Annotated in this window: 23 protein-coding genes and 1 tRNA gene; 13 read left to right on the top strand and 11 right to left on the bottom strand. The window is 58.3% G+C overall.

The features are described 5' to 3' along the window. Nucleotides 1-77: 77 nt before the first annotated feature. Nucleotides 78-1,331, top strand: a complete 1,254-nt coding sequence (gene tyrS, locus GOW93_RS08040; RefSeq protein WP_170382948.1) for a tyrosine--tRNA ligase — start codon at nt 78-80, stop codon at nt 1,329-1,331. A 74-nt stretch (nt 1,332-1,405) separates the two neighbouring features. On the opposite strand, the gene GOW93_RS20680 is transcribed toward tyrS, so the two are convergent. Further along, nucleotides 1,406-2,113 carry a hypothetical protein gene (locus GOW93_RS20680; RefSeq protein WP_217354781.1) on the bottom strand — a complete coding sequence of 236 codons (708 nt, stop codon included), beginning with the start codon at nt 2,111-2,113 and terminating at the stop codon, nt 1,406-1,408. A 210-nt stretch (nt 2,114-2,323) separates the two neighbouring features. Between GOW93_RS20680 and GOW93_RS08030 the strand changes: the two genes are divergently transcribed. Further along, nucleotides 2,324-3,079: a 3-hydroxyacyl-CoA dehydrogenase gene (locus tag GOW93_RS08030; RefSeq protein ID WP_170382946.1), complete on the top strand. Its 756-nt coding sequence runs from the start codon at nt 2,324-2,326 to the stop codon at nt 3,077-3,079. Between the two features lie 9 nt (nt 3,080-3,088). Continuing rightward, complete coding sequence (locus GOW93_RS08025; RefSeq protein ID WP_170382944.1) at nt 3,089-3,640, top strand: sugar O-acetyltransferase; 552 nt, start codon at nt 3,089-3,091, stop codon at nt 3,638-3,640. On the opposite strand, the gene GOW93_RS08020 is transcribed toward GOW93_RS08025, so the two are convergent. The 3 genes from GOW93_RS08020 to GOW93_RS08010 all read right to left on the bottom strand — a co-directional run bounded on the left by GOW93_RS08020 (nt 3,637) and on the right by GOW93_RS08010 (nt 6,822). Continuing rightward, the gene (locus GOW93_RS08020; RefSeq protein WP_254443491.1) at nt 3,637-5,445 is read right to left on the bottom strand and encodes an ABC-F family ATP-binding cassette domain-containing protein; all 1,809 of its coding nucleotides are present in this window, start codon (nt 5,443-5,445) and stop codon (nt 3,637-3,639) included. The two genes, GOW93_RS08025 and GOW93_RS08020, sit on opposite strands and share 4 nt — an antisense overlap. A 68-nt stretch (nt 5,446-5,513) precedes the next feature. Continuing rightward, a complete protein-coding gene (locus GOW93_RS08015; RefSeq protein ID WP_170382942.1) occupies nt 5,514-6,248 on the bottom strand; it encodes a GNAT family N-acetyltransferase in 735 nt (244 codons plus the stop codon). A gap of 97 nt (nt 6,249-6,345) precedes the next feature. Beyond that, nucleotides 6,346-6,822, bottom strand: coding sequence for an outer membrane protein assembly factor BamE (locus GOW93_RS08010; RefSeq protein WP_170382940.1), 477 nt, complete (start codon nt 6,820-6,822; stop codon nt 6,346-6,348). Nucleotides 6,823-6,907: 85 nt separating this feature from the next. Here GOW93_RS08010 and GOW93_RS08005 point away from each other — a divergent pair, with 85 nt between their 5' ends. The 8 genes from GOW93_RS08005 (at nt 6,908) to GOW93_RS07970 (ending at nt 12,283) form a co-directional block, all read left to right on the top strand. Further along, nucleotides 6,908-7,444, top strand: coding sequence for a YceD family protein (locus GOW93_RS08005; RefSeq protein ID WP_170382938.1), 537 nt, complete (start codon nt 6,908-6,910; stop codon nt 7,442-7,444). Between the two features lie 206 nt (nt 7,445-7,650). Next, entirely contained in the window at nt 7,651-7,857 is a 207-nt protein-coding gene (gene rpmF, locus GOW93_RS08000; RefSeq protein ID WP_037316137.1) for a 50S ribosomal protein L32, read from the top strand. Nucleotides 7,858-7,881: 24 nt separating this feature from the next. Beyond that, nucleotides 7,882-8,970 carry a phosphate acyltransferase PlsX gene (gene plsX / locus GOW93_RS07995; RefSeq protein WP_170382936.1) on the top strand — a complete coding sequence of 363 codons (1,089 nt, stop codon included), beginning with the start codon at nt 7,882-7,884 and terminating at the stop codon, nt 8,968-8,970. Between the two features lie 21 nt (nt 8,971-8,991). Beyond that, a complete protein-coding gene (locus GOW93_RS07990; RefSeq protein WP_170382934.1) occupies nt 8,992-9,963 on the top strand; it encodes a beta-ketoacyl-ACP synthase III in 972 nt (323 codons plus the stop codon). A gap of 96 nt (nt 9,964-10,059) precedes the next feature. Further along, entirely contained in the window at nt 10,060-10,362 is a 303-nt protein-coding gene (gene ihfA / locus GOW93_RS07985; RefSeq protein WP_008755922.1) for an integration host factor subunit alpha, read from the top strand. Between the two features lie 18 nt (nt 10,363-10,380). After that, entirely contained in the window at nt 10,381-11,004 is a 624-nt protein-coding gene (locus GOW93_RS07980) for a MerR family transcriptional regulator (RefSeq protein ID WP_170382932.1), read from the top strand. Nucleotides 11,005-11,065: 61 nt separating this feature from the next. Continuing rightward, a tRNA-Pro gene (locus GOW93_RS07975) sits at nt 11,066-11,142 on the top strand. Nucleotides 11,143-11,203: 61 nt separating this feature from the next. Next, nucleotides 11,204-12,283, top strand: a complete 1,080-nt coding sequence (locus GOW93_RS07970; protein WP_170382930.1) for a 2'-deoxycytidine 5'-triphosphate deaminase — start codon at nt 11,204-11,206, stop codon at nt 12,281-12,283. Here the strand turns inward: GOW93_RS07970 and GOW93_RS07965 are convergent, their stop codons facing one another. From GOW93_RS07965 to argS, 6 genes are all read right to left on the bottom strand, one after another. Further along, nucleotides 12,284-12,496, bottom strand: a complete 213-nt coding sequence (locus GOW93_RS07965; protein WP_170382928.1) for a hypothetical protein — start codon at nt 12,494-12,496, stop codon at nt 12,284-12,286. 65 nt (nt 12,497-12,561) lie between these two features. After that, entirely contained in the window at nt 12,562-13,218 is a 657-nt protein-coding gene (scpB, locus tag GOW93_RS07960) for an SMC-Scp complex subunit ScpB (RefSeq protein WP_170382926.1), read from the bottom strand. Next, complete coding sequence (locus GOW93_RS07955) at nt 13,211-14,005, bottom strand: segregation and condensation protein A (protein ID WP_170382924.1); 795 nt, start codon at nt 14,003-14,005, stop codon at nt 13,211-13,213. Before GOW93_RS07955 ends, scpB begins: the two co-directional genes overlap by 8 nt. Continuing rightward, on the bottom strand, nt 13,995-15,002 hold the full coding sequence (nagZ, locus tag GOW93_RS07950; RefSeq protein WP_170382922.1) for a beta-N-acetylhexosaminidase: 1,008 nt from the start codon (nt 15,000-15,002) through the stop codon (nt 13,995-13,997). The genes GOW93_RS07955 and nagZ overlap by 11 nt, the downstream gene beginning before the upstream one ends. After that, nucleotides 14,999-16,063, bottom strand: coding sequence for an SPOR domain-containing protein (locus GOW93_RS07945; RefSeq protein WP_170382920.1), 1,065 nt, complete (start codon nt 16,061-16,063; stop codon nt 14,999-15,001). Before GOW93_RS07945 ends, nagZ begins: the two co-directional genes overlap by 4 nt. A gap of 88 nt (nt 16,064-16,151) precedes the next feature. Further along, nucleotides 16,152-17,897, bottom strand: a complete 1,746-nt coding sequence (gene argS, locus GOW93_RS07940) for an arginine--tRNA ligase (RefSeq protein ID WP_170382918.1) — start codon at nt 17,895-17,897, stop codon at nt 16,152-16,154. Nucleotides 17,898-18,029: 132 nt separating this feature from the next. On the opposite strand from argS, the gene GOW93_RS07935 reads away from it, so the two are divergent. Further along, complete coding sequence (locus GOW93_RS07935) at nt 18,030-18,581, top strand: hypothetical protein (protein ID WP_170382916.1); 552 nt, start codon at nt 18,030-18,032, stop codon at nt 18,579-18,581. Here GOW93_RS07935 and GOW93_RS07930 read toward each other — a convergent pair whose 3' ends face one another. Continuing rightward, on the bottom strand, nt 18,582-19,724 hold the full coding sequence (locus GOW93_RS07930) for a deoxyguanosinetriphosphate triphosphohydrolase (RefSeq protein ID WP_170382914.1): 1,143 nt from the start codon (nt 19,722-19,724) through the stop codon (nt 18,582-18,584). Between the two features lie 76 nt (nt 19,725-19,800). On the opposite strand from GOW93_RS07930, the gene GOW93_RS07925 reads away from it, so the two are divergent. Beyond that, entirely contained in the window at nt 19,801-20,124 is a 324-nt protein-coding gene (locus tag GOW93_RS07925) for a HesB/IscA family protein (protein WP_170382912.1), read from the top strand. Nucleotides 20,125-20,402 lie beyond the last annotated feature (278 nt).

The following is a 20,402-nucleotide window of genomic DNA, read 5'->3' as shown; positions in this document are numbered from 1 at the left end:
TCTTGGAAATGGTGCCTTTTCCTTGGCACCACCACCGCCTATACACTGCCCCGCAACATCAACCCAAAGGGCACGATATGACCTACCATCCCAAATCGGATTTCATCGCCACGATGATCGAGCGCGGCTTTCTCGCCGACTGCACCGATTATCAGGGCCTTGACGAAGCGCTGATGAGTGGATGCAAGCCGGCCTATATCGGCTTTGATGCAACGGCCAAATCGTTGCATGTGGGCAGCCTGATCCAGATCATGATGCTGCGCTGGTTCCAGAAGACCGGTCACCAGCCGATCACCCTGATGGGGGGCGGCACCACCAAGGTGGGCGACCCGTCTTTCCGTGCGGATGAACGCCCCCTGCTGGGCCCCGAACAGATCGACGAAAACATCGCGGGCATCAAAAAGGTTTTCGCGGCCTATATCGACTATGACAGCGACGCCGAAAACAAGGCGCTGATGCTGAACAATGCCGAGTGGCTGGACGGCCTGAACTACCTCGACTTTCTACGGGACATCGGGCGGCATTTCTCGGTCAACCGGATGCTATCATTTGAATCCGTGAAATCACGGCTGGACCGCGAGCAGTCGCTCAGCTTCCTCGAATTCAACTACATGATCCTGCAGGCCTATGACTTCCTTGAACTAAACCGCCGTTACGGCTGTGTTTTGCAGATGGGCGGCAGTGACCAGTGGGGCAATATCGTAAATGGTATCGACCTGACCCGCCGCGTGTTGGATCACGAGATCTACGGCCTAACTTCGCCCCTGCTGACCACCAGCGACGGCAAGAAGATGGGCAAGTCTCAGGACGGCGCCGTCTGGCTGAACGCGGAAATGCGCTCGCCCTATGAATTCTGGCAGTTCTGGCGCAACACCACCGATGCGGATGTGGGTCGCTTCCTGAAGCTCTACACTGAAATGCCGGTGGATGAATGTGATCGCCTTGGCGCATTGCAGGGGTCGGAAATTAATGAGGCCAAGATCCGCCTTGCCAACGAAGTCACCGCGCTGTTGCACGGGGCCGAGGCTGCGGCAAACGCCGAGGCCACCGCACGCGAAGTGTTCGAAAAAGGTGGCGTCGGGGACGATCTTCCGACCCTGACCTTAAGCGCGGACGAGCTGGGCGACGGCATGTCCATCGTACAGGTCATCGTGAAATCGGGCCTTGCGAAATCCGGTAAAGAGGCCAAGCGCCTGATTGCGGAAAATGGAGCAAAACTGGATGACGCTCCGCTGACCGATGCAGGGTTGATGATCGACGCGGGTGCGCTGTCCTCGCCAATCAAGCTGAGCGCTGGCAAGAAGCGGCACGTGCTGGTGCAGCTGGGCTGATCAGCGACACGACAAATGAAGCAACGGCCACCTAAGCGGGTGGCCGTTTTTCGTTTCCGGTGGTGGTAAGGAGATTACCGCTTGCCGCCGTTGCCTTGGCCGCCTTTGCCGGACCCGTTGCCCTGGCCGTTATTGCTGCCACCATTTCCAGTGCCGGGGCCAGAGCCGCCATTGTTGCCTCCGCCGTTACCAGGGTTTCCGTTGTTTCCGTTTCCATTGCCCGGACCGCCGTTGTTGCCGCCGCCATTGTTGCCGCCGTTCCCGCCGCCATTATTACCGCCGTTCCCGCCGCCATTGTTACCGCCGTTTCCGCCGCCATTGTTGCCACCGTTCCCGCCGCCATTGTTACCGCCGTTCCCGCCTTCACCTGGGTTACCCCCACTATCGCCGGGATTTCCTCCTCCGCCACCAGGACCTGAGCCTCCTCCGTTGTCCGGGTCAATACCAGCGAACTGTTCACTTTCACGGTTCTCTCCATCAGGAGCAGATGCACTGATCGACTCCGTCGGGAGGTCTGTCAGCAAAGCCGCCAAACCGGGACACATCGCGCCTGTGTTTACCAAGGTGGTTTCGAAATCTGAACGTTTCTGCAACTGCTTAAGAAAACTCGGCGTGACCTGTGAACAGGAACACAGCGCGGCATAATCGCCGCTGTTCGCCGCGTCCCGCGCGGTTTTCGCGTTACAGACCTCAGACGCTGCAGCTGCGCTGCCCGCCATCAAAACCCCCATGAAAGGCGCAATCGCAAGAGCGCCCAGCTTGTGCTTTGTACTCGTTAACATGTCAGTACCTCCTGACCAATAAACAGCCAACCACGCCAGGTTGTTCGATCACGAAATGGGCACAGAGGGTGAAGGCTGGATGGGCACAATCTAAGGAATTGTTAATCAAATGATGCCGACCGCGACTCAACATCTGGGGCCAAACCACTGGACAGACCCCCAGCGTTCCAGTTATTGAACATTTGTTCATTAACTTGGAAGGCACCTGTCATGCACCTGTCGAACACAGCAGCCATCATAACCGGAGGCGCTTCGGGCCTTGGCGAAGCAACGGCCCGCCACTTTGCGGACCAAGGCGCGCAGGTCACGATCTTAGACAGAGACACGGATCGCGGCACGCAGGTCGCCGCCGAGATCGGGGGATACTTCGCACAGACCGATGTCACAGACGAAAGCTCGGTCTCTGCGGCCATCTCCACTGCACTGGACAAAATGGGCAAGATCACGGCAGCTGTGAATTGTGCGGGCATTGCCATTGGGGCCAAAACAGTGGGTCGTGAAGGCCCACACCCGCTGGACGCTTTCCAGCGCACCATAGACATCAACCTAATTGGCACTTTCAACGTTTCGCGCTTGGCTGCAGTTGAAATGGCTAAGAACGAGCCAGAGCCGGATGGCGCCCGCGGAGTAATTATCAACACAGCTTCGATCGCGGCCTTTGATGGGCAAAAAGGCCAAGCCGCCTATGCGGCCTCAAAAGGTGGTGTGGTCGGGATGACCTTGCCGATGGCGCGCGATTTGGCCTCGAGCGGTATTCGGGTGATGGCCATCGCCCCCGGCATCTTCATGACCCCGATGCTGGCCAGCCTGCCAGAAGAGGTGCAGCAGCAACTGGCCGCCGACGTACCTAACCCTGCCCGTTTGGGCGATCCTCGTGAATACGGGCGGTTGGCCGGGTTTATTGTTGAGATGGGGTACCTGAACGGAGAAGTCATCCGCATCGACGGTGCCCTGCGTATGCGCTAAGCCTACCCTATGACCGAGCGGGAAAAGATGCAGGCCGGGCAGTGGTATTGCTGCCTTGACGCGGAATTGAATGAATTGCGCGCGGAAGCCCGGCGAGCAGTTCATGCGCACAACACCTGCCAACCGGACGCTCGGGGGGGTATGGCGCCAGAGTTAAATGCCCTGTTCGCCAGCACAGGCCCTGATTGCTTTCTCGAAGCGCCTTTTCACTGCGCCTATGGTCTGAACATTCACCTTGGCGCACGGGTTTATTTCAATGCAGGATGTGTAGTTCTGGATACCGCGCCGGTGCAGATCGGGGACGACACGATGTTCGGCCCTCACGTACAGATCTATTGCGCCCAGCACGCCAAGGATCCAGCTGAGCGCGCGCAGGGGCTGGAAATCGGTCTACCAGTGACTATTGGTCGGAATGTTTGGGTGGGCGGCGGTGCCATCCTGATGCCCGGCATCACCATCGGCGACAACGCCACCATAGGCGCAGGCAGCGTCGTCACCAAGGACGTTGCTGCCCAAGAAACGGTAGTCGGCAATCCTGCCCGGTTGCTTGACCGCCCCTAGGCTTCTTCGGCCTTTTCCTCAAGCGTCAACCACTCTTCCTCTGCCGCTGCCAGTTTTTCCTGCCGCTCCACCAGCGCTTCGGTCGCCTTCTTGAACTTAACCGGCTCGCGCGTGAACAGTTCGGGGTCAGACATGAGTTCTTCCAGCTTGCCGATCTCGGCCTCAAGGCGGGCGATTTCGGCGGGCAGCTTCTCAAGACGATGCTTTTCCGAGAATGAGAGACCCGATTTAGGCTGACTTTCCTGCTTTACCTTCGGTTTGGATGCCTTTGTTTTTTCAGCCTTCTTCTCAAATACATCGCCCCGCTGCGCAACGTAATCCGACCACCCGCCCGCGTAAACGGTTGCGCGACCATTGCCTTCCATCGCAATCGTCGTGGTGGCGACCCGGTCCAGAAAATCCCGATCGTGGCTGACCAGCAGAACAGTGCCGTCATAATCGTCCAGCAGTTCCTGCAACAGGTCCAGAGTTTCGACATCCAGATCGTTGGTCGGTTCATCCAGCACCAGCAAGTTCGAGGACTTGGCCATCAGCTTGGCCAGCAGCAACCGCGCCTTTTCGCCGCCCGACAGGGACTTAACAGCCGCTCTCGCCTGCCGTTCATCAAACAGGAATTCCTTGAGGTAGCCGACCACGTGCTTTGGTTGACCGCCGACCATGACCTGATCGGCCTTACCCGAAACCCGCATCTCAGGGTCGCCGGTCAGGCTGTCCCACAGGCTCATCTCGGGGTCCAGTTGCGCACGGGTCTGGTCAAAAACAGCAGTTTCCAGATTGGTGCCCAAGGCCACCGAGCCTTCATCCGGCTGCTCCTGCCCCAGCAGCATTTTCAGCAGCGTCGTCTTGCCAACACCGTTGGGGCCGACAAAGGCCACCCTGTCGCCGCGCTGTACCAACAAATCGAAATTCCGCACGATCTGTTGATCGTCAAAAGACTTGGCCAAACCCTTGGCCTCTATCACCTTACGCCCGGATTTAGGCCCGGCCTCGAGCGTCATCGCCGCCGAGCCCTGACGTTTGATCTGCGCCGCTTTCTCGGCTCGCAACGCCTGCAAGGCGCGTACCCTGCCTTGATTGCGCTTCCGACGCGCACTGATACCTTCAACGGCCCATTTCGCCTCGGACTTGATCAGGCGGTTCAGTTTGTGTCTCTGCTGATCCTCTTCGTCCCAAATCTTGTCACGCCAGGATTCGAACGCATCGAAACCCTGTTCCTGCCGCCTCACCATGCCGCGGTCGATCCACAGCGTCGCACGTGTCAGCGCCCGCAGGAATGCGCGGTCATGCGAAATCAGGACATAGGCAGTTCGAGTCGCCCCCAACTCACGCTCCAGCCAGGCAATCGCTTCGATATCCAGATGGTTGGTCGGCTCATCCAGCAACATCAGGTCAGGTGCTTCGGCCATCAACTTGGCCAGCGCCGCCCGCCGCCTTTCCCCACCCGAGGCGGTTTCGACCGCGCGGGATGGATCAAACTTCAGCCCCTCACCGGCGCGTTCGACCTTGTACAGCTCACCCGGCTCCAGACCGCTTGAGGCATAGTCGCCCAACGTGGCGAAGCCTTCCATGGTCGGGTCTTGTTCCATGTAACCAACGGATTCCCCTGGCGGAATTACGATGTCGCCGTGATCGGGCTCAACCAGCCCAGCCATCACTTTCATCAGGGTGGATTTGCCCGACCCGTTCCGCCCCACCAAAGCGACACGGTCGCCTGGCTGCACCACTAGGTCCAGCTCCGAAAATACCGGATCGCCCCCGAAGGTCAGGGAAATACCGGACATCTGCAACAAAGGAATTCTCGCCATGTCCGCCAGCTAAACCGGCAGACACAATGCGTCAACGCCTCTGCTTCACCTTTTCAAAAATACTCAAATCACCCGGCGACCGCCCGCAGCAGACGTTTTCGGGCTGGGGGAATCGCGCCGATCTCAAGCCCGGTGAAGACATGCAGGGTATTCATGTGCCGGTCCACCACGGCATGATCGCTGACCCAACCACCCATCATCAGATAAGTACGCAGCAAGGGCGGCATCCGTAGCATCGCCTTTTTCGCATCCGGCCTGCGACGCAGACGCGCGGCAAAACGAAAAACATCCGGCGCCTTTACCCGCGGCAGCCAGCGTTTCGGCGCAAGATGCCGGTGCTTCAGCATGGCGAAGGCATCAAGATATTCCTCGGTCTCTGTACCGGCAAAAGAGGAACAGCCGAACAACATCTCAACCCCGTTTTGATCGACATAGGCTGTCATCGCCCCCCAAGCGACACGCAGAATGTCCGGGTCGGTCCAATCGGGATGGATGCAGAACCGCCCCATCTCGACCATCCGCTCCTCAAAACCTTCGAGCACGGAGAGATCATAGAATTGTGAAGAATAGCTCCGGCTAATCTCAGCCCCGCTGTCCATCGTCAGCATGCGAAAGCAACAAACCAGCTGCCCTTCGTGCTGCATGTCTTCAACCAGAATATGTTCGCAGACCAGATCAAAATCGTCCTGATCAGTCTGCTCTGTTCCAAAAGCCAGCGTGCGCAGTACCTGCGCCGCTGCCACATCCTGAGGTGACTGCGCCAAACGCGCACGATACCGGCCTTTGCCAAGCAATAGTGTCATGGTCGCATCCTCCTCGGCTGCTGACCCGATTTCTCTTGCCGCGTCCCTATCCACAATGTGTGACTGTCGTATGACGATCGCAAGGTGTGGCTTGCTGTTACTCGCTGGCTCCTGGGATATTGGCCGGATTGAAGTTGCCAATGTTGCCCAGCAGCTGACGCAGGAAGCCCGAACTTTCAATTGACGATTCGGTGACGCGGCGATCCAGCTGAACGACGATTCCGTCTTCAAGCCCGAACCGTTCGATATTGCGGACAACACCCCGGTCATCGAAGCTGATCGCCACCAGCTCGCGCGAGACTACTTCAGGTTTTTTCGGGCCGTAATGACGAACGCGCGAGCGAACGTAGTAAAAACCGGAATCACGCACTACGCCGGACGAACTGGGCGCCCCGACCGCTTCAAGCACACTGTCGCGGGTGTCGACGCCTACTTTGATTTCGGCCAGTTCTTCAGGTGCAGGAATATATCCGTGATTATTGAAGACCGGCGTACATGCCGTGGTCGCTGCCAAACAGGCCGCAAAGACGAGCGTTTTCGACGCCGGTTTCAACCTGTTCACAACCTTCAACATTTACACCCTCTTGCCTTGGCCCTTTGCGGGCCCTATCCGCTTACATCAAACCGCAGCCCCGGTTCAACACAGGAAAGGGTCACAAATGAGCAACCAGACATCTCTGCGGGTGGCCGACCTGCCCCAAAATGCATCAACCCCCTTTGACTTGCGTTCTGACGCCAAGGCATTGGAGGCTATAAAAGATGAACTAGGTCTGTTGGGTCTTCGCAAACTCAGCTTTGTGGGTGACGTCAGGGCACAGGGTAAACGCGACTGGGTGCTGACCGGCAAATTGGGCGCGACAGTAATTCAACCTTGCGTCGTCACACTTGAACCTGTGACCACGCGGATCGACATTCCTGTGACGCGAACCTTTGTGGCCGACTGGGTCGATCCCGAAGAACCTGAATTCGAAATCCCCGAAGATGATGACACCGAACAGCTGGGCGCTGAGATCGACCCCGCCCTTGTCATGATCGAGGCCCTATCGCTGGCCCTGCCCCAATACCCGCGCAAGGATGGCGCGGAACTGGGACAAGCCGACTTTACCGAACCCGGCAAACAAGCAATGACGGACGAGGATGTCAAACCCTTTTCCGGTCTGGCCGGTTTGCGTGACGCACTGAAAAAAGACGAGTGACATAGGTCTGTTTTCCTGTCATAGCAGGCGCTCAGAAAAATCGCTTGAACATGTCGAGAATCGCAGTATTTTCGCGCGCTCATCGGAATTTGGGTTGGACATTGCGGGGCTCGTCCCCTAAACGCGCGTCAAACCACGAGAAAAACGAAGAATGAAACCCGGCCCACAGCGAATCTGTTGGCCCTCAGTAGACAAAGGTTGAGACCATGGCCGTCCAACAGAACAAAGTTTCCAAGTCGCGTCGCAACAACCGCCGCGCGCACGACGCTCTGGTTGCTGCAAACCCGAACGAATGCGCAAACTGTGGTGAGCTGAAGCGCCCGCACCACGTCTGCGCGTCCTGCGGCCACTACGATGACCGCGAAGTCGTCGCACAGGCCGACGAAATCGACCTGGACGAAGACGCGGCCTAAGCTTCTAAAACGCGCAGGCAAGGCATGACAGAACAGCCCTCGCAGGCCGGACGGATTACCATCTCGGTTGACGCTATGGGCGGAGACTCGGGGCCCGCAACCGTGGTTGCGGGCATTGCCACATCGGCAAACAAAAATCCCGAAATCGCATTCATCCTGCACGGGCCTGAGCAAACGCTGCGCAAACTTGTCGCCAAACGGCGTGTCCTTCAGGGGCGCGTCGTTTTTCGTGATTGTCCGGATGTAGTCACGATGGAGGACAAGCCCAGCCAGGTTGTGCGCAACGGCAAGAACACGTCGATGTGGTCGGCGCTGGAGTCCGTACGCAAAGGCGAAGCCCATGGCGCCGTGTCCTGCGGCAATACCGGCGCGCTGATGGCGCTGTCGATGATGCGCCTGCGTAAATTACCGGGCGTGAACCGTCCGGCTATTGCGATTCTGTGGCCCTCGCGCAACCCGCAAGGCTTCAATGTGATGCTGGATGTGGGCGCAGATGTGCGTGCCGACGCCAAGGATCTTCTGCAATATGCGCTTATGGGTGCCTCGTATGCGCGCAATGGTATGGCGCTGGAACGCCCCCGGATCGGCCTGTTGAATGTCGGCACCGAAGAACACAAAGGTCGGGCCGAGCTGAAAGAAGCACACGCGATGATTTCAGATTTCGCAGAGCGGGCAAACTTCGATTTTGTGGGCTTTGTCGAAGGCAGTGACATACCCGGTGACAAAGCAGATGTTATTGTAACCGATGGGTTTACCGGAAACGTCGCTATTAAGACCGGCGAAGGTACGGCCAGCCTGATTGGCGATCTGCTGCGTCAGGCGTTCAAGTATTCTCCGCTGTCGCGCCTTGCTTCGATCCTGGCCATCACTTCATTGCAGCGCTTAAAAAAGCGCATCGACCCGCGCCGTGTGAATGGCGGGGTCTTTCTTGGCCTAAATGGAACCGTGGTCAAATCGCATGGTGGCGCGGATGCCACCGGAGTCTCTGCGGCAGTCAAACTGGCCTTTACTTTGGCCCAGTCTGGTTTCGCTGAAAAATTGGCGGCACGGGTTGCATCGACAGCCGAGCTTGCACAAGATGCCGCCCACACGCCGCCAAAAGCCGGCGAATAACAAAAAAGGCAGTACCCCAGTATGGCAGGCCGTTCAGTTGTCGTAGGTGTCGGACACTATTTGCCAGAGCGCATTGTTCCGAATTCCGAGTTTGAAAAGACACTCGATACAACGGATGAGTGGATCAAGACCCGCTCTGGGATTGAGCGACGCCATTTCGCTGCCGAGGGGGAAACCACTTCGGATTTAGCCACAAAGGCAGCTGAGGCCGCGCTGGCCGATGCGGGGCTAACGGCTGAAGATGTTGACGCCATCATTGTGGCCACCTCAACCGCCGATCTGACCTTTCCGTCCGCCGCCACCATGGTGCAGGCACAGCTGGGCATGACCAAGGGATTCGCCTTTGACGTTCAGGCCGTCTGCGCCGGATTTGTTTTTGCGTTGACCAATGCCAACGCCCTGATCCTGTCTGGTCAGGCCAAACGCGTTCTGGTCATCGGGGCCGAAACCTTCTCGCGAATCATGGACTGGACGGATCGGTCGACCTGCGTGCTGTTCGGCGATGGCGCTGGCGCGCTGGTGCTGGAACTGCAAGACGGCGAAGGCTCTGCGCAGGATCGGGGCATCCTGGCGACCGACCTGAACTCGGACGGGCGTTTCAAGGATCTGCTTTATGTGGACGGCGGTGTGTCGACCCATTCGACCGGCCATTTGCGCATGCAGGGCAATCAGGTTTTCCGCCATGCCGTGGAAAAACTGGCCAAAACGGCCGAAACCGCGCTGGAAACCGTCGGTCTGAACAGTTCAGACGTCGACTGGATCGTGCCGCATCAGGCGAATATCCGTATTATTCAAGGCACTGCTAGGAAAATGGGCCTGCCGATGGAAAACGTCGTCGTCACCGTCCAGGATCATGGTAACACGTCGGCAGCGTCTATTCCCCTCGCGCTGTCCGTGGGCAAGCAGCGCGGTCAAATCAAGCAAGGCGATCTAATCGTGACCGAGGCAATCGGTGGTGGCCTGGCGTGGGGTGCGGTTGTTCTGCGCTGGTAACCGGCGCAATTCGGCTTACACACCGTCCTGCAATTCATTGATATTGACAGTGAATTTCCCCTCGCCGTATTCTACGGCATCAACAGGGGAAATGGTATGGGCGATAAAACACTGACCCGAATGGATCTGAGCGAGGCTGTCTTCCGCGAGGTCGGCCTGTCACGCAATGAAAGTGCACAGCTGGTAGAAAGCGTTCTGAACCACATGTCCGACGCCTTGGTGCGTGGTGAACAGGTGAAGATCTCGTCTTTTGGCACCTTCAGCGTTCGGGACAAAACTGCTCGCATCGGTCGTAACCCCAAAACTGGCGAAGAAGTACCTATTCAGCCTCGCCGCGTCCTGACTTTCCGCCCGTCGCACCTGATGAAGGATCGCGTCGCCGCAGGGAATCGCAAGTAAGATCGGGACGGCACGGTCATGAGCAAGTCCCCCGACGCCTTTCGCACGATCAGTGAAGTTGCGGACTGGCTCGGCGTCCAGGCTCATGTTTTGCGCTTTTGGGAAAGCCGCTTCAATCAGGTCAAACCAGTAAAACGTGCGGGGGGCCGGCGCTATTACCGGCCCAATGACATGCGTTTACTGGGTGGCATCAAGAAATTGCTGCACGAGGACGGAATCACTATTAAAGGCGTTCAGCGCATCCTGCGCGAACAGGGTGTGAACCACGTCGCCTCGCTGTCTCAGGGGCTGGAAGAATCGGCTGAACCGATCGCCCGGACACAGGACAATGTGGTTGTTCCTTTTGCATCCAAGCCTGCACCAGCAACCGAACAGATCAAACTGGACCTTGGTGAAACTACAGCCTCACAATCCGCGCCAAAGTCTCCTGCCGCATCGTCGCAAACGCCTGATCCAAAGCCGGAAGAGCCCGCTGAGAAGGCTGAACCAGAATTTGCGAATGAGGCACCTCTGATGGGTGGGATCGCAACGCGGGCCTGGCAACGAACGGATTTCGACGATCAGTTGTTGAAACAGATCGCGCCGGTTGCAAAAGACCTGCGTGCCGTCTTGAACCGCATTGAAAACCGAACGGCGGGATAAGAAAAAAGGCGATGATTTCCTCTTGCCCCTGCCGGGAAAGTCTTTATGAACACCTCAACGTCGGGCTATGGCGCAGCCTGGTAGCGCGTCCGTCTGGGGGACGGAAGGTCGCAGGTTCGAGTCCTGCTAGCCCGACCAAATCACACCGACGTTTATGGCAGACAGGCCAGATCCCGCTCTGGCATCAGGGGGGATCGGAATGACAGGTGTATGCCCAAACCAACAGATCGAAGCGATGATTGAACGCGGTGAGATCACCGCCAACCCCGAGGTCATCTCGGCTCAGGTTCAGCCCGCCAGCCTTGATTTACGTCTGGGAACAGTGGCTTACCGCGTCCGCGCATCGTTTCTGGCAGGCGAAGGGCGATCGGTTGCAGATCGGTTGAGCGAATTCGAAATGCACCGCATCGATATCTCGGACGGCGCCGTGCTTGAAAAAGGTTGCGTCTATCTGGTGCCGCTGATGGAATCGCTGGCCCTGCCCGATAGTGTAACTGCGGTGGCCAACGCCAAAAGCTCGACCGGGCGGCTGGACCTTCTGACCCGCACCATTACCGATGGTGGTACCGAGTTCGACCGAGTGCCGGCAGGCTATACCGGACCTATCTACGCCGAAATTTGCCCCCGCTCCTTCTCGGTTCTGGTGCGACCCGGAATGCGGCTGAACCAGATTCGATTCCGTGAGGGTCAGGCGGTTCTCAGCGATGCAGAACTGACCGCGCTGCACAACGATTCACCTTTGGTTGATGGGCCAGCTGTTATACAAGACGGCTTGGGTTTCTCAGTCGACCTGCAACTGCCCGATACCGATCTCGTCGGTTATCGCGCTAAACCGCACACCGGCGTGATCGACTTGGACCGTATCGGAGAATACGAGCCCCAAGAATACTGGGAAGAGGTGCGCACCAAGGACGGCCGCATCATTCTGGACCCCGGCGCGTTCTACATTTTGGTCAGCCGCGAGGCCGTGCACATCCCGCCGATGTATGCGGCCGAAATGGCCCCCTATCTGGCGATGGTAGGTGAGTTTCGGGTACATTATGCAGGTTTCTTCGATCCCGGCTTTGGCCACGCTGCCGCCGGAGGCGCCGGTTCGCGCGGCGTGCTGGAGGTGCGCTGCCATGAGGCCCCATTCGTGTTAGAGCACGGTCAGGTCGTCGGTCGGTTGGTCTATGAAAAGATGGCCGAGATGCCCACGCAGCTTTACGGTGCGGGCATTGCGTCAAACTATCAGGGACAGGGGCTGAAGCTGTCCAAACACTTCAAAGCGGTTAGCTGATCAGAACTTTGTAAATCGCCGCATCTGCCGGGTGATCCGTTGCGCCTGTTTCAGGTGCTGCGAAGGGCGCGGCCCGTTACTCTTCGCACGGTTGGGTTCGTCAGGTTGACCGCCCATCCGGCTGGCCATGTCAAACCCCTTGTCCACCCCCTTATTGACAAGGCGGCGCATGACCTGACGCACGATCATGTCGATAATCCGATTGGCGTTCATTGCTCGACTCCGTTTCCTCAGCCTCAACATAGGGGAACCCAGTGACAGCAAAAAGGGCTGCTCGATCACTCTTCCTCGAACAGTTCGGTCTGATCTTCCTCTTCCTCATCCTCGCGCCCTTCGCCCAGCGGAATTGCACCCGGAGGCGGCCTGTTCTCCAACAGGCCAGCGGCTCGCAGTTCCTTGAGCCCCGGCAAGTCGCGGGCATTCTCCAGGCCGAAATGATCAAGGAATTGCGGCGTCACCACAAACGTCACCGGGCGACCCGGCGTCATGCGACGGCGGCCCAGCCTGATCCATTCCATTTCCAGCAATTGGTCAATGGTCCCTCGTGAAACCGAGACGCCCCGAATCTCCTCAATCTCGGCGCGGGTACAAGGCTGGTGATAAGCCACGATGGCCAGCGTCTCGATCGCGGCGCGGCTAAGCTTGCGGGTCTCGACCGTTTCCTTCTGCATCAAAAAACCAAGATCAGGCGCGGTTCGGATAGCCCAACCCTCACCCACCCGCACAACACGTACGCCGCGACCTTCATAGCGTTTCTGAAGCAATTCTACAGCTTGCGCCGCGTCGCTGCCATGAGGCATCCGCGCCTCAAGGTCACCAATCGAAACCGGTTCGGCACTAGCAAACAACACGGCCTCAACCATGCGTTCCTGCTCCGCGAAGGGCGGTGCTTCGAACAGGGTGCCGGTGCCTTCGTCTTGCGGTTCGTCAGTCACGTGTGTCAGTCCTCTTGCGCAGATGGATCGGGGCAAAGGTCTCGCTCTGCTTCATCTCCATATGTCCTTCTTTCACCAGTTCCAGCGAGGCCGCAAAAGTCGCTGCGGTGGCCGAACGCCTGCGGACCGGGTCAGCATCCCAACCGTCAGGCAAATAGGTCTCCATATCTGTCCAGGTGCCCGCAAAGCCGATCAGGGGGCGCATCCGTTCCAGCGCCTGTTCCATCGTGAACACCGAATCCCGGTCCATCACGAACGGGCGGAACTCGTCACGGGTGCGGATACGCGCGTAGCCCTGCATCAAGTCCAACAGGGTAGCCGAGTAAGTTACGGTTCGGATGCGAGTGACATCCTCGGCCTGCCCTCGCTTGAAGAAGTCACGGCCAAGCTGATCCCGCGCCATCAAGCGAGCGGCAGAGTCGCGCATGGCTTGCAGGCGTTCCAACTGAAACGCCAGATGCGCGGCCAGTTCCTCACCCGACGGGCCTTCGTCATCCGGATCGGGGGGCAGCAGCAGTCGGGATTTCAAAAACGCCAGCCATGCGGCCATCACCAGATAGTCAGCCGCCAGTTCGATCCGCAGCGCGCGGGCCTTTTCCACAAACGCCAGATATTGCTGCGCCAGCGCCAGAACCGAGATTTTGCGCAGGTCGACCTTTTGCGTGCGCGACAGAGTCAGCAGCACGTCCAACGGGCCTTCGAAGCCGTCAACATCAACGATCAGCGCCTCGGCGGCCAGCCGATCCGCGACCGAGACCGGGTCTTCGCTGAAAAGATTATCGTTCATATACCTGCCCGCCCATTAGGGCAGATAGTTCCGCCTCGGCGGCTTGGATGTCAAGTTCCACAGGCTTCTGCCGCATTGCCAACGCTTTTTCTGCGCGTTTTTGTGCCGGATCAGTCATTTCACCGGCAGCCTCCAATACTTTGGCGCGGGCTTCAAACGAGCCATTGCAATGCAGAACCACATCGCATCCGGCGGTCAGCGCCTGACGGGCGATTTCTTCGGGCGCGCCACTCAGCGCCTTCATCGAGATGTCGTCGGTCATAATCAGACCCTTAAAGCCGATCTTCTCGCGGATCAGGCCGATCATCGTTGACGAGATTGTCGCCGGTTGAGGGTCGATCTGGTCATAAACCAGATGCGCCGTCATCCCCATTGGCAGGTCATTCAATGCGCGAAAGGGTGCGAAATCTGCTTGTTCCAGCGCATCCAGCGGCAAGTCCACATGCGGCAGGTCGTGGTGGCTGTCCAGCGTCGACAAACCATGCCCCGGCATGTGCTTTATGACAGGAAGAACTCCGCCATCCAAATGCCCTTTGGTCACCGCGCGCCCCAGCCCGGAAACCGTTTTGGGGTCAGAACCATAGCAGCGGTTCTTCAGAAACTTATGAGTATCCTCGCGCGCCAGATCGACCATCGGGGCGCAGTTGCTGTCGATGCCCAGCTCGAACAGCTCATTCGCTATCAGACGGTACCGCAGATACATCGCGCGCTCTGCCTGATCCCCAGCCCTTTCGGTATGATCCAGGGGCGGCATCCATTCCCGCGCCAAAGGCGCGCGCAGGCGCTGTACCCGACCACCCTCTTGGTCAATGGTGATCGGGCAATTGCGGCCCACGGCCTCGCGGAAGTCATCACACAAAGCACGGACCTGGTCGGCGGTATCGATGTTGCGGGCAAACAAAATGAACCCAAACGGGTTCATATCGCTGAACAGGCTCTTTTCCTCATCCGTCAGGCGCAGGCCTTCGGCGTCGGTGATCGCCGCGCCAAAGCTCACCTGGCGGCCACCGGGATACAATCGGCGCCTTGCCCCTCAAGCGCAGCACAGAACTGGCGTGAATCGCTCAGGTCATCGAAGCCAAGCACACGCAGGCGATAAAAAGTCCGCCCCCCACGTGAAGTTTTTTCTATAACCCGTTGCTTTCCATCCATATACTCAGAGAACCGGCCATTCAAACGATCCCATTCAGCGCGCGCTATGTCCGAGCTTTCATAAGCCCCCAATTGCGCCATGCGCGTACCCTTGGACAGGGTGTTGGGGTCTATGTCCAGACCAACGGCCGCTTTTACTGCAGCGTTGATTGCATCTTCAGTGCTGCTGTTGGGGGAAATACCGCTGGATGTTGAACGCGCCGGGCGCGTGATCGGTCGCAAGGATCGACGGACACCCGGCAGCGCGGCCAGTTCCGGATCGGGCAATTGCGCGGCCAAATCAGCAGGATCAATAGCAGGTTCGTCTTCGGGCAAAGCCAAAGCGGCCAGTTGCACGCCTTCTTCCGCAGGTTCTTCGGCTTTGGCATCCTCGCCCGCCAATTCAGCGACCAGAGCATCAACCGTGTTCTGGCGCAGTTGGGCGGCTTCCTGATCGGAAATCTCTTCCTGAACCACATGCACGGCCGGAGTGGGCTTTAGTGCATCAACTGGCGTATCCTCATCCGTCAGAGAAACAGGGCGCGGTGCTAGGATCAGGCGATCTGCCGGGGGCGCAGCAGTTCCAACCGCAGCCACCGCATTTACAGCAAGACCCTGATGGTCCGCAGGTGTTCCACCGGGGTTTTCTGGCTGGATGCGCATTGGCCCTTCGATGGCGCGCACAACCGGTACGCCGCTGACATCACGCATCACCAACTTATAGCCCCAGACACCAATCCCGGCGACCAAAGCAAGGGACGCAACCGCGCCCAGCGCGTTTACGATACGACCCAGCCCCGCTGCGCGCGGTGCCTCTTCATACTCGTGCATGTCGTCGGAATAATCATACGCATCCTGCGGATGCGGTTGATTCGTGTAATGCATCTGCTCGGGGCTGATTTGCCCCGAGTAATCGTAACGTGCCATGTCCGCCTCACCGCCCGAATCACGCCTGAAAATAAGGCGCGCGGGTCATTTCTTGCCTACCTCGTACCGGCGCGTCGGGCGGTATTTGTTACCGCATCTCCTGCGCTGGAGTAACGCCAAGAATACCCAAGCCCGCTGAAATCACAACAGAAACAGCCCGGGCCAATGCGATTTTTGACTGGCTTGTGACAACATCGCCATCCTGAATGAAACGCAATTGCGTTTCATCGTTGCCCTTGTTCCACAATGCGTGGAAGTCGCCCGCAAGCTCATACAGGTAGAAGGCAACCCGGTGCGGCTCGTTGGTGCGGGCAGCAATCTCAACCAAACGCGGCCATTCGGCCAGCTTCTTGGCCACGGTCAGCTCAGAGGCGTGATCGTTCTTGCTGAGGTCAGCACTGGCGAGGGTCGCATCATCGGCGGCAATCCCGGCTTCGGCAGCGCGGCGCAGCACGCTCATGACGCGGGCATGGGCGTATTGAACGTAGAACACGGGGTTCTCGCGGCTTTGCTCAAGCACCTTGTCGAAATCGAAATCCAGCGGTGCGTCGTTCTTGCGGGTCAGCATCACGAAACGGGTCACGTCAGGGCCAACCTGATCCACCACGTCACGCAGGGTAACAAAGTTCCCTGCCCGCTTGGACATCTTGAACGGCTCGCCATTCTTCCACAGCTTCACCAGCTGGGTCAGCTTGATGTCCAGCGGCACCTTGCCATCAGACAGGGCCGAGACAGCCGCCTTCATCCGTTTGACATAGCCGCCATGGTCCGCGCCAAAAACGTCGATCAGAGCATCAAACCCTCGGGTCACCTTGTCATAGTGATAGGCGATATCGGGGGCGAAATAGGTCCAGCTGCCGTCCGATTTCTTAACCGGGCGGTCGACGTCATCGCCGTGCTCGGTCGATTTGAACAGGGTCTGCTCGCGCGGTTCCCAATCCTCGGGCTTTTTGCCTTTGGGCGGCTCCAGAACGCCTTCGTAGATGAGGCCTTTCTCGGTCAGCGACTCCAGCGCAGCCTCGATCCGGCCCGTGCCATAAAGCGATTTTTCCGAGAAAAACACATCCATCTCAACACCCAGCGCCTTCAGGTCGGCGCGGATCAGGTCCATCATTGCATCAGTGGCAAAGTTGCGCAGATCCGCAAGCCACTCGCTTTCCGGCTTGTCGATCAGGCTGTCGCCATATTTCTCTTTCAGCGCCTCCCCGATCGGGATCAGGTAATCGCCCGGATACAGCCCCTCGGCAATTTCGGGGCTCAGACCATTGGCCTCGCGATAGCGTTCATAGGCCGAGCGCGCCAATACATCCACCTGCGCGCCGCCATCGTTGATATAGTATTCGCGTGTTACGTCATGGCCGGAATAGGCCAGCAGGCTCGCCAGAGCATCGCCAAACACAGCGCCGCGCGTATGGCCCACATGCAGCGGACCGGTCGGGTTGGCGGATACGTATTCGACGTTAACCTTCTGCCCTTGCCCCATGGTCGAGCGGCCATATTCGGTGCCCTTCTCCAGCACCGCTGCCAGCACGCCCTGCCAGACCGACGGCGCAAGACGCAGGTTCAAAAAGCCCGGCCCGGCCACCTCGGCACTGGTGATCCTGTCATCGGCGGCCAGTTTTCCGGCCAGCACATCGGCAATGTCGCGCGGCTTCATCTTGGCCGGTTTCGCCAGCACCATCGCCGCGTTTGTCGCCATGTCGCCATGCGCGGCGTCGCGCGGCGGTTCGACCGCCACGTTGTCAAAGCTCAGCCCCTCGGGCAGCGCGCCTTCGGACTGCATCTGTGCCAGCGCGTCCAGTACGAGGCCGCGGATCTCGGAAAACAGGTTCATTTCGGATGTCCTTTTGCTTGCTCGGCGGTTTACCACGCAAAGCGGCAAGGTCAATGGAAGCGATCAGTTTCCGCTTGGATTAGCTGTAAACGAGGCTAAGGTCACAAAAAGTTGCCAACCCGGAGATCGTTCATGCGCCTAGCTCTGCCTCTTGCCTTTGTCCTGACCACCTCGATGCCGGTCTGGGCCGAGATGCCTGCGCCGCAAGGTCATGTTCTGTTGACGCTGGGCGGAGCAGTTACGGAAACCAACCTGCCCGCGCGCGACGAAAATGATGGCGGCTTGTTGGGCCACCTCGACGTGCAACACGACGGAGCCGCCGGTTTTGACGCATCAATACTGGACGGCCTCGAGCAGGTGGAAATCACCATCACCTACGGCCCCGAGGGCAATAAGCGCGACATTGCCTTTTCCGGCCCGCTCCTGTCCGATGTGATGATCATGGCCGGAGCCGAAGGGAAAACCGCAAGGCCCATGGCAATGGATGGCTATCAGTCGGAAATTCCATGGGACAGCATCAAAGCGCATCAACCCATCGTGGCGACACATGCGGACGATACTCCGATGGGTATCGGAGGTTATGGTCCGACAATGATTGTTTTCCCTCCGACTGACGATGCCGATCTGGCGCAGAAACAGGCGGGTCAGCAAGTCTGGGCTCTGGCCTACATTGAGATCGAATAACTACCGACCAGTTAACCGCGCGTGATCCTGCAAGGCAAAGCGATCCGTCATACCGGCAATGTAATCCGACACGATCCGCGCCAGCGCGGTTTCATCTTGCGCCGCCTCGATATCCCCATGCCAGCGCGCAGGCATCTGCCTTGGGTCGTTTAGGTAGATCGGAAACAGCTCCTGCACCACCGCGCTGACCTCGGCCCGCACCTCCATCACGCTGGGCGCGCGGTACATTCTCGAAAACAGGAAGGCGCGGATTTCCTTTAGCTGCGCCCAGAGGCCAGTTGAAAACTGTATCACTGGATAGCCCAAATGCCGGATATCCTCGACCGTCTGTGCCCCTGACTGCGCCATGAGATCACGCGAAGTGTCAATCACATCCGAAACCATGACACCAAAAACCCTCCGCAACGCTTCATGCCGGCGGCGATACGGATCCAGACCGGGATACTTGCGGTCAACTTCCGCATAGCAGTCGCCAACAATAGGCAATTGCTGAATGTCATCATCGGTGAACAGATCGGCCCGCAGCCCGTCCAGCAGGTCATGGTTGTTGTAGGCGATGTCATCGGAGAGCGCGGCAACCTGCGCCTCGGCGCTGGCATGGGTGTGCAATTCCAGATCAAAACCTTCGTTGCACTCGGCCAGAGCCCAGGGCAATTCCCCATCTACCGGCCCATTATGCTTGGCGATCCCCTCTAGACACTCCCAAGTCAGGTTACAGCCGTCGAAATCCGCATAATGACGCTCCAGCTTGGTGACGATCCGAATAGCCTGTGCGTTGTGGTCAAAACCGCCATATGGCTCCATCAAGGCGTGCAAGGCATCTTCTCCGGTGTGACCAAACGGTGTGTGCCCAAGATCATGCGCGAGCGCCACGGCCTCGGTTAGTTCCGGGTTCAAACCCAAAGCACCGGCGATCGTCCGCGCCACCTGCGCAACTTCTATCGAATGGGTCAAACGCGTGCGATAACTGTCGCCTTCGTGCTCTACGAATACCTGAGTTTTGTGTTTCAGCCGCCGAAACGCGCTGGCGTGAATAATCCTATCCCGGTCACGCTGAAAACATGACCGAAAACTGCTTTCCTCTTCTGGCACAAGCCGCCCTCTTGCGCGGCCTGGGTCCGAGGCAAAACCCGCTCTTTCCAAAGGTCTTGTCCTTGTCGCCTGTCTTAAGGTTCCATATATTGTAGGTTGTTCAATAAATAAACCTTTGGAGTCCGGCATGAATCTGCCCCCAACAGTCACGGAACGCGCCTTTGATCGGCTGGCCGAAATCGGTGCGGCGGATCAGGGTCAGGCCCTGCGTGTCGCTGTGGAAGGCGGCGGATGTTCAGGTTTTCAATATGAAATCGCGCTGGACGAACCGAGGGAGGATGATCTGGTTCTTGAGGGCAAGGGCCAGAAAGTCATTGTAGATTCAGTTTCTCTACCATTTCTGGAAAATGCGGTAATCGATTTCACTCAGGAATTAATTGGCGCGCGGTTTGTGATCGAAAACCCAAACGCCACCTCGTCTTGCGGCTGCGGCACGTCTTTCTCGATGTAATCGCCAGTGGGGGCTTTGCCCCCACACCCCCAGGATATTTTCAGCCAGATGAAGGAGGGATCCGCTCTCTGACCAAAGCCAGAGAGCTTCACCTGGCGCGGCCATCGGCGTCCCCGCCTGTTCCGCCTTACAATTTTTCCGCAAAAATGGTTAAAAATCCGTTTCTTCATCTGGCTAAAAATATCCCGGAGCGCGAGGCAGAGCCTCGCTAACCCGCCAACTGACTTGCCGTTGGACCAGTTCTGGGCGATAGGTTGCGACAAGCCAGCGGAGGAGCG

Source organism: Ruegeria atlantica (assembly GCF_013032455.1).
GTDB classification, from domain to species: Bacteria; Pseudomonadota; Alphaproteobacteria; order Rhodobacterales; family Rhodobacteraceae; genus Ruegeria; species Ruegeria atlantica_B.
The sequence above is the reverse complement of the archived record's forward strand: the minus strand, read 5'-3'. Positions and strand labels throughout refer to the sequence as shown.

Excerpts from the sequence above, each read along its gene's own strand:
- tyrS (WP_170382948.1), top strand. The coding sequence starts at position 78 with ATGACCTACCATCCCAAATCGGATTTCATCGCCACGATGATCGAGCGC.
- GOW93_RS20680 (WP_217354781.1), bottom strand. The coding sequence starts at position 2,113 with ATGTTAACGAGTACAAAGCACAAGCTGGGCGCTCTTGCGATTGCGCCT.
- GOW93_RS08030 (WP_170382946.1), top strand. The coding sequence starts at position 2,324 with ATGCACCTGTCGAACACAGCAGCCATCATAACCGGAGGCGCTTCGGGC.
- GOW93_RS08025 (WP_170382944.1), top strand. The coding sequence starts at position 3,089 with ATGACCGAGCGGGAAAAGATGCAGGCCGGGCAGTGGTATTGCTGCCTT.
- GOW93_RS08020 (WP_254443491.1), bottom strand. The coding sequence starts at position 5,445 with ATGGCGAGAATTCCTTTGTTGCAGATGTCCGGTATTTCCCTGACCTTC.
- GOW93_RS08015 (WP_170382942.1), bottom strand. The coding sequence starts at position 6,248 with ATGACACTATTGCTTGGCAAAGGCCGGTATCGTGCGCGTTTGGCGCAG.
- GOW93_RS08010 (WP_170382940.1), bottom strand. The coding sequence starts at position 6,822 with ATGTTGAAGGTTGTGAACAGGTTGAAACCGGCGTCGAAAACGCTCGTC.
- GOW93_RS08005 (WP_170382938.1), top strand. The coding sequence starts at position 6,908 with ATGAGCAACCAGACATCTCTGCGGGTGGCCGACCTGCCCCAAAATGCA.
- rpmF (WP_037316137.1), top strand. The coding sequence starts at position 7,651 with ATGGCCGTCCAACAGAACAAAGTTTCCAAGTCGCGTCGCAACAACCGC.
- plsX (WP_170382936.1), top strand. The coding sequence starts at position 7,882 with ATGACAGAACAGCCCTCGCAGGCCGGACGGATTACCATCTCGGTTGAC.
- GOW93_RS07990 (WP_170382934.1), top strand. The coding sequence starts at position 8,992 with ATGGCAGGCCGTTCAGTTGTCGTAGGTGTCGGACACTATTTGCCAGAG.
- ihfA (WP_008755922.1), top strand. The coding sequence starts at position 10,060 with ATGGGCGATAAAACACTGACCCGAATGGATCTGAGCGAGGCTGTCTTC.
- GOW93_RS07980 (WP_170382932.1), top strand. The coding sequence starts at position 10,381 with ATGAGCAAGTCCCCCGACGCCTTTCGCACGATCAGTGAAGTTGCGGAC.
- GOW93_RS07970 (WP_170382930.1), top strand. The coding sequence starts at position 11,204 with ATGACAGGTGTATGCCCAAACCAACAGATCGAAGCGATGATTGAACGC.
- GOW93_RS07965 (WP_170382928.1), bottom strand. The coding sequence starts at position 12,496 with ATGAACGCCAATCGGATTATCGACATGATCGTGCGTCAGGTCATGCGC.
- GOW93_RS07955 (WP_170382924.1), bottom strand. The coding sequence starts at position 14,005 with ATGAACGATAATCTTTTCAGCGAAGACCCGGTCTCGGTCGCGGATCGG.
- GOW93_RS07945 (WP_170382920.1), bottom strand. The coding sequence starts at position 16,063 with ATGGCACGTTACGATTACTCGGGGCAAATCAGCCCCGAGCAGATGCAT.
- argS (WP_170382918.1), bottom strand. The coding sequence starts at position 17,897 with ATGAACCTGTTTTCCGAGATCCGCGGCCTCGTACTGGACGCGCTGGCA.
- GOW93_RS07935 (WP_170382916.1), top strand. The coding sequence starts at position 18,030 with ATGCGCCTAGCTCTGCCTCTTGCCTTTGTCCTGACCACCTCGATGCCG.
- GOW93_RS07925 (WP_170382912.1), top strand. The coding sequence starts at position 19,801 with ATGAATCTGCCCCCAACAGTCACGGAACGCGCCTTTGATCGGCTGGCC.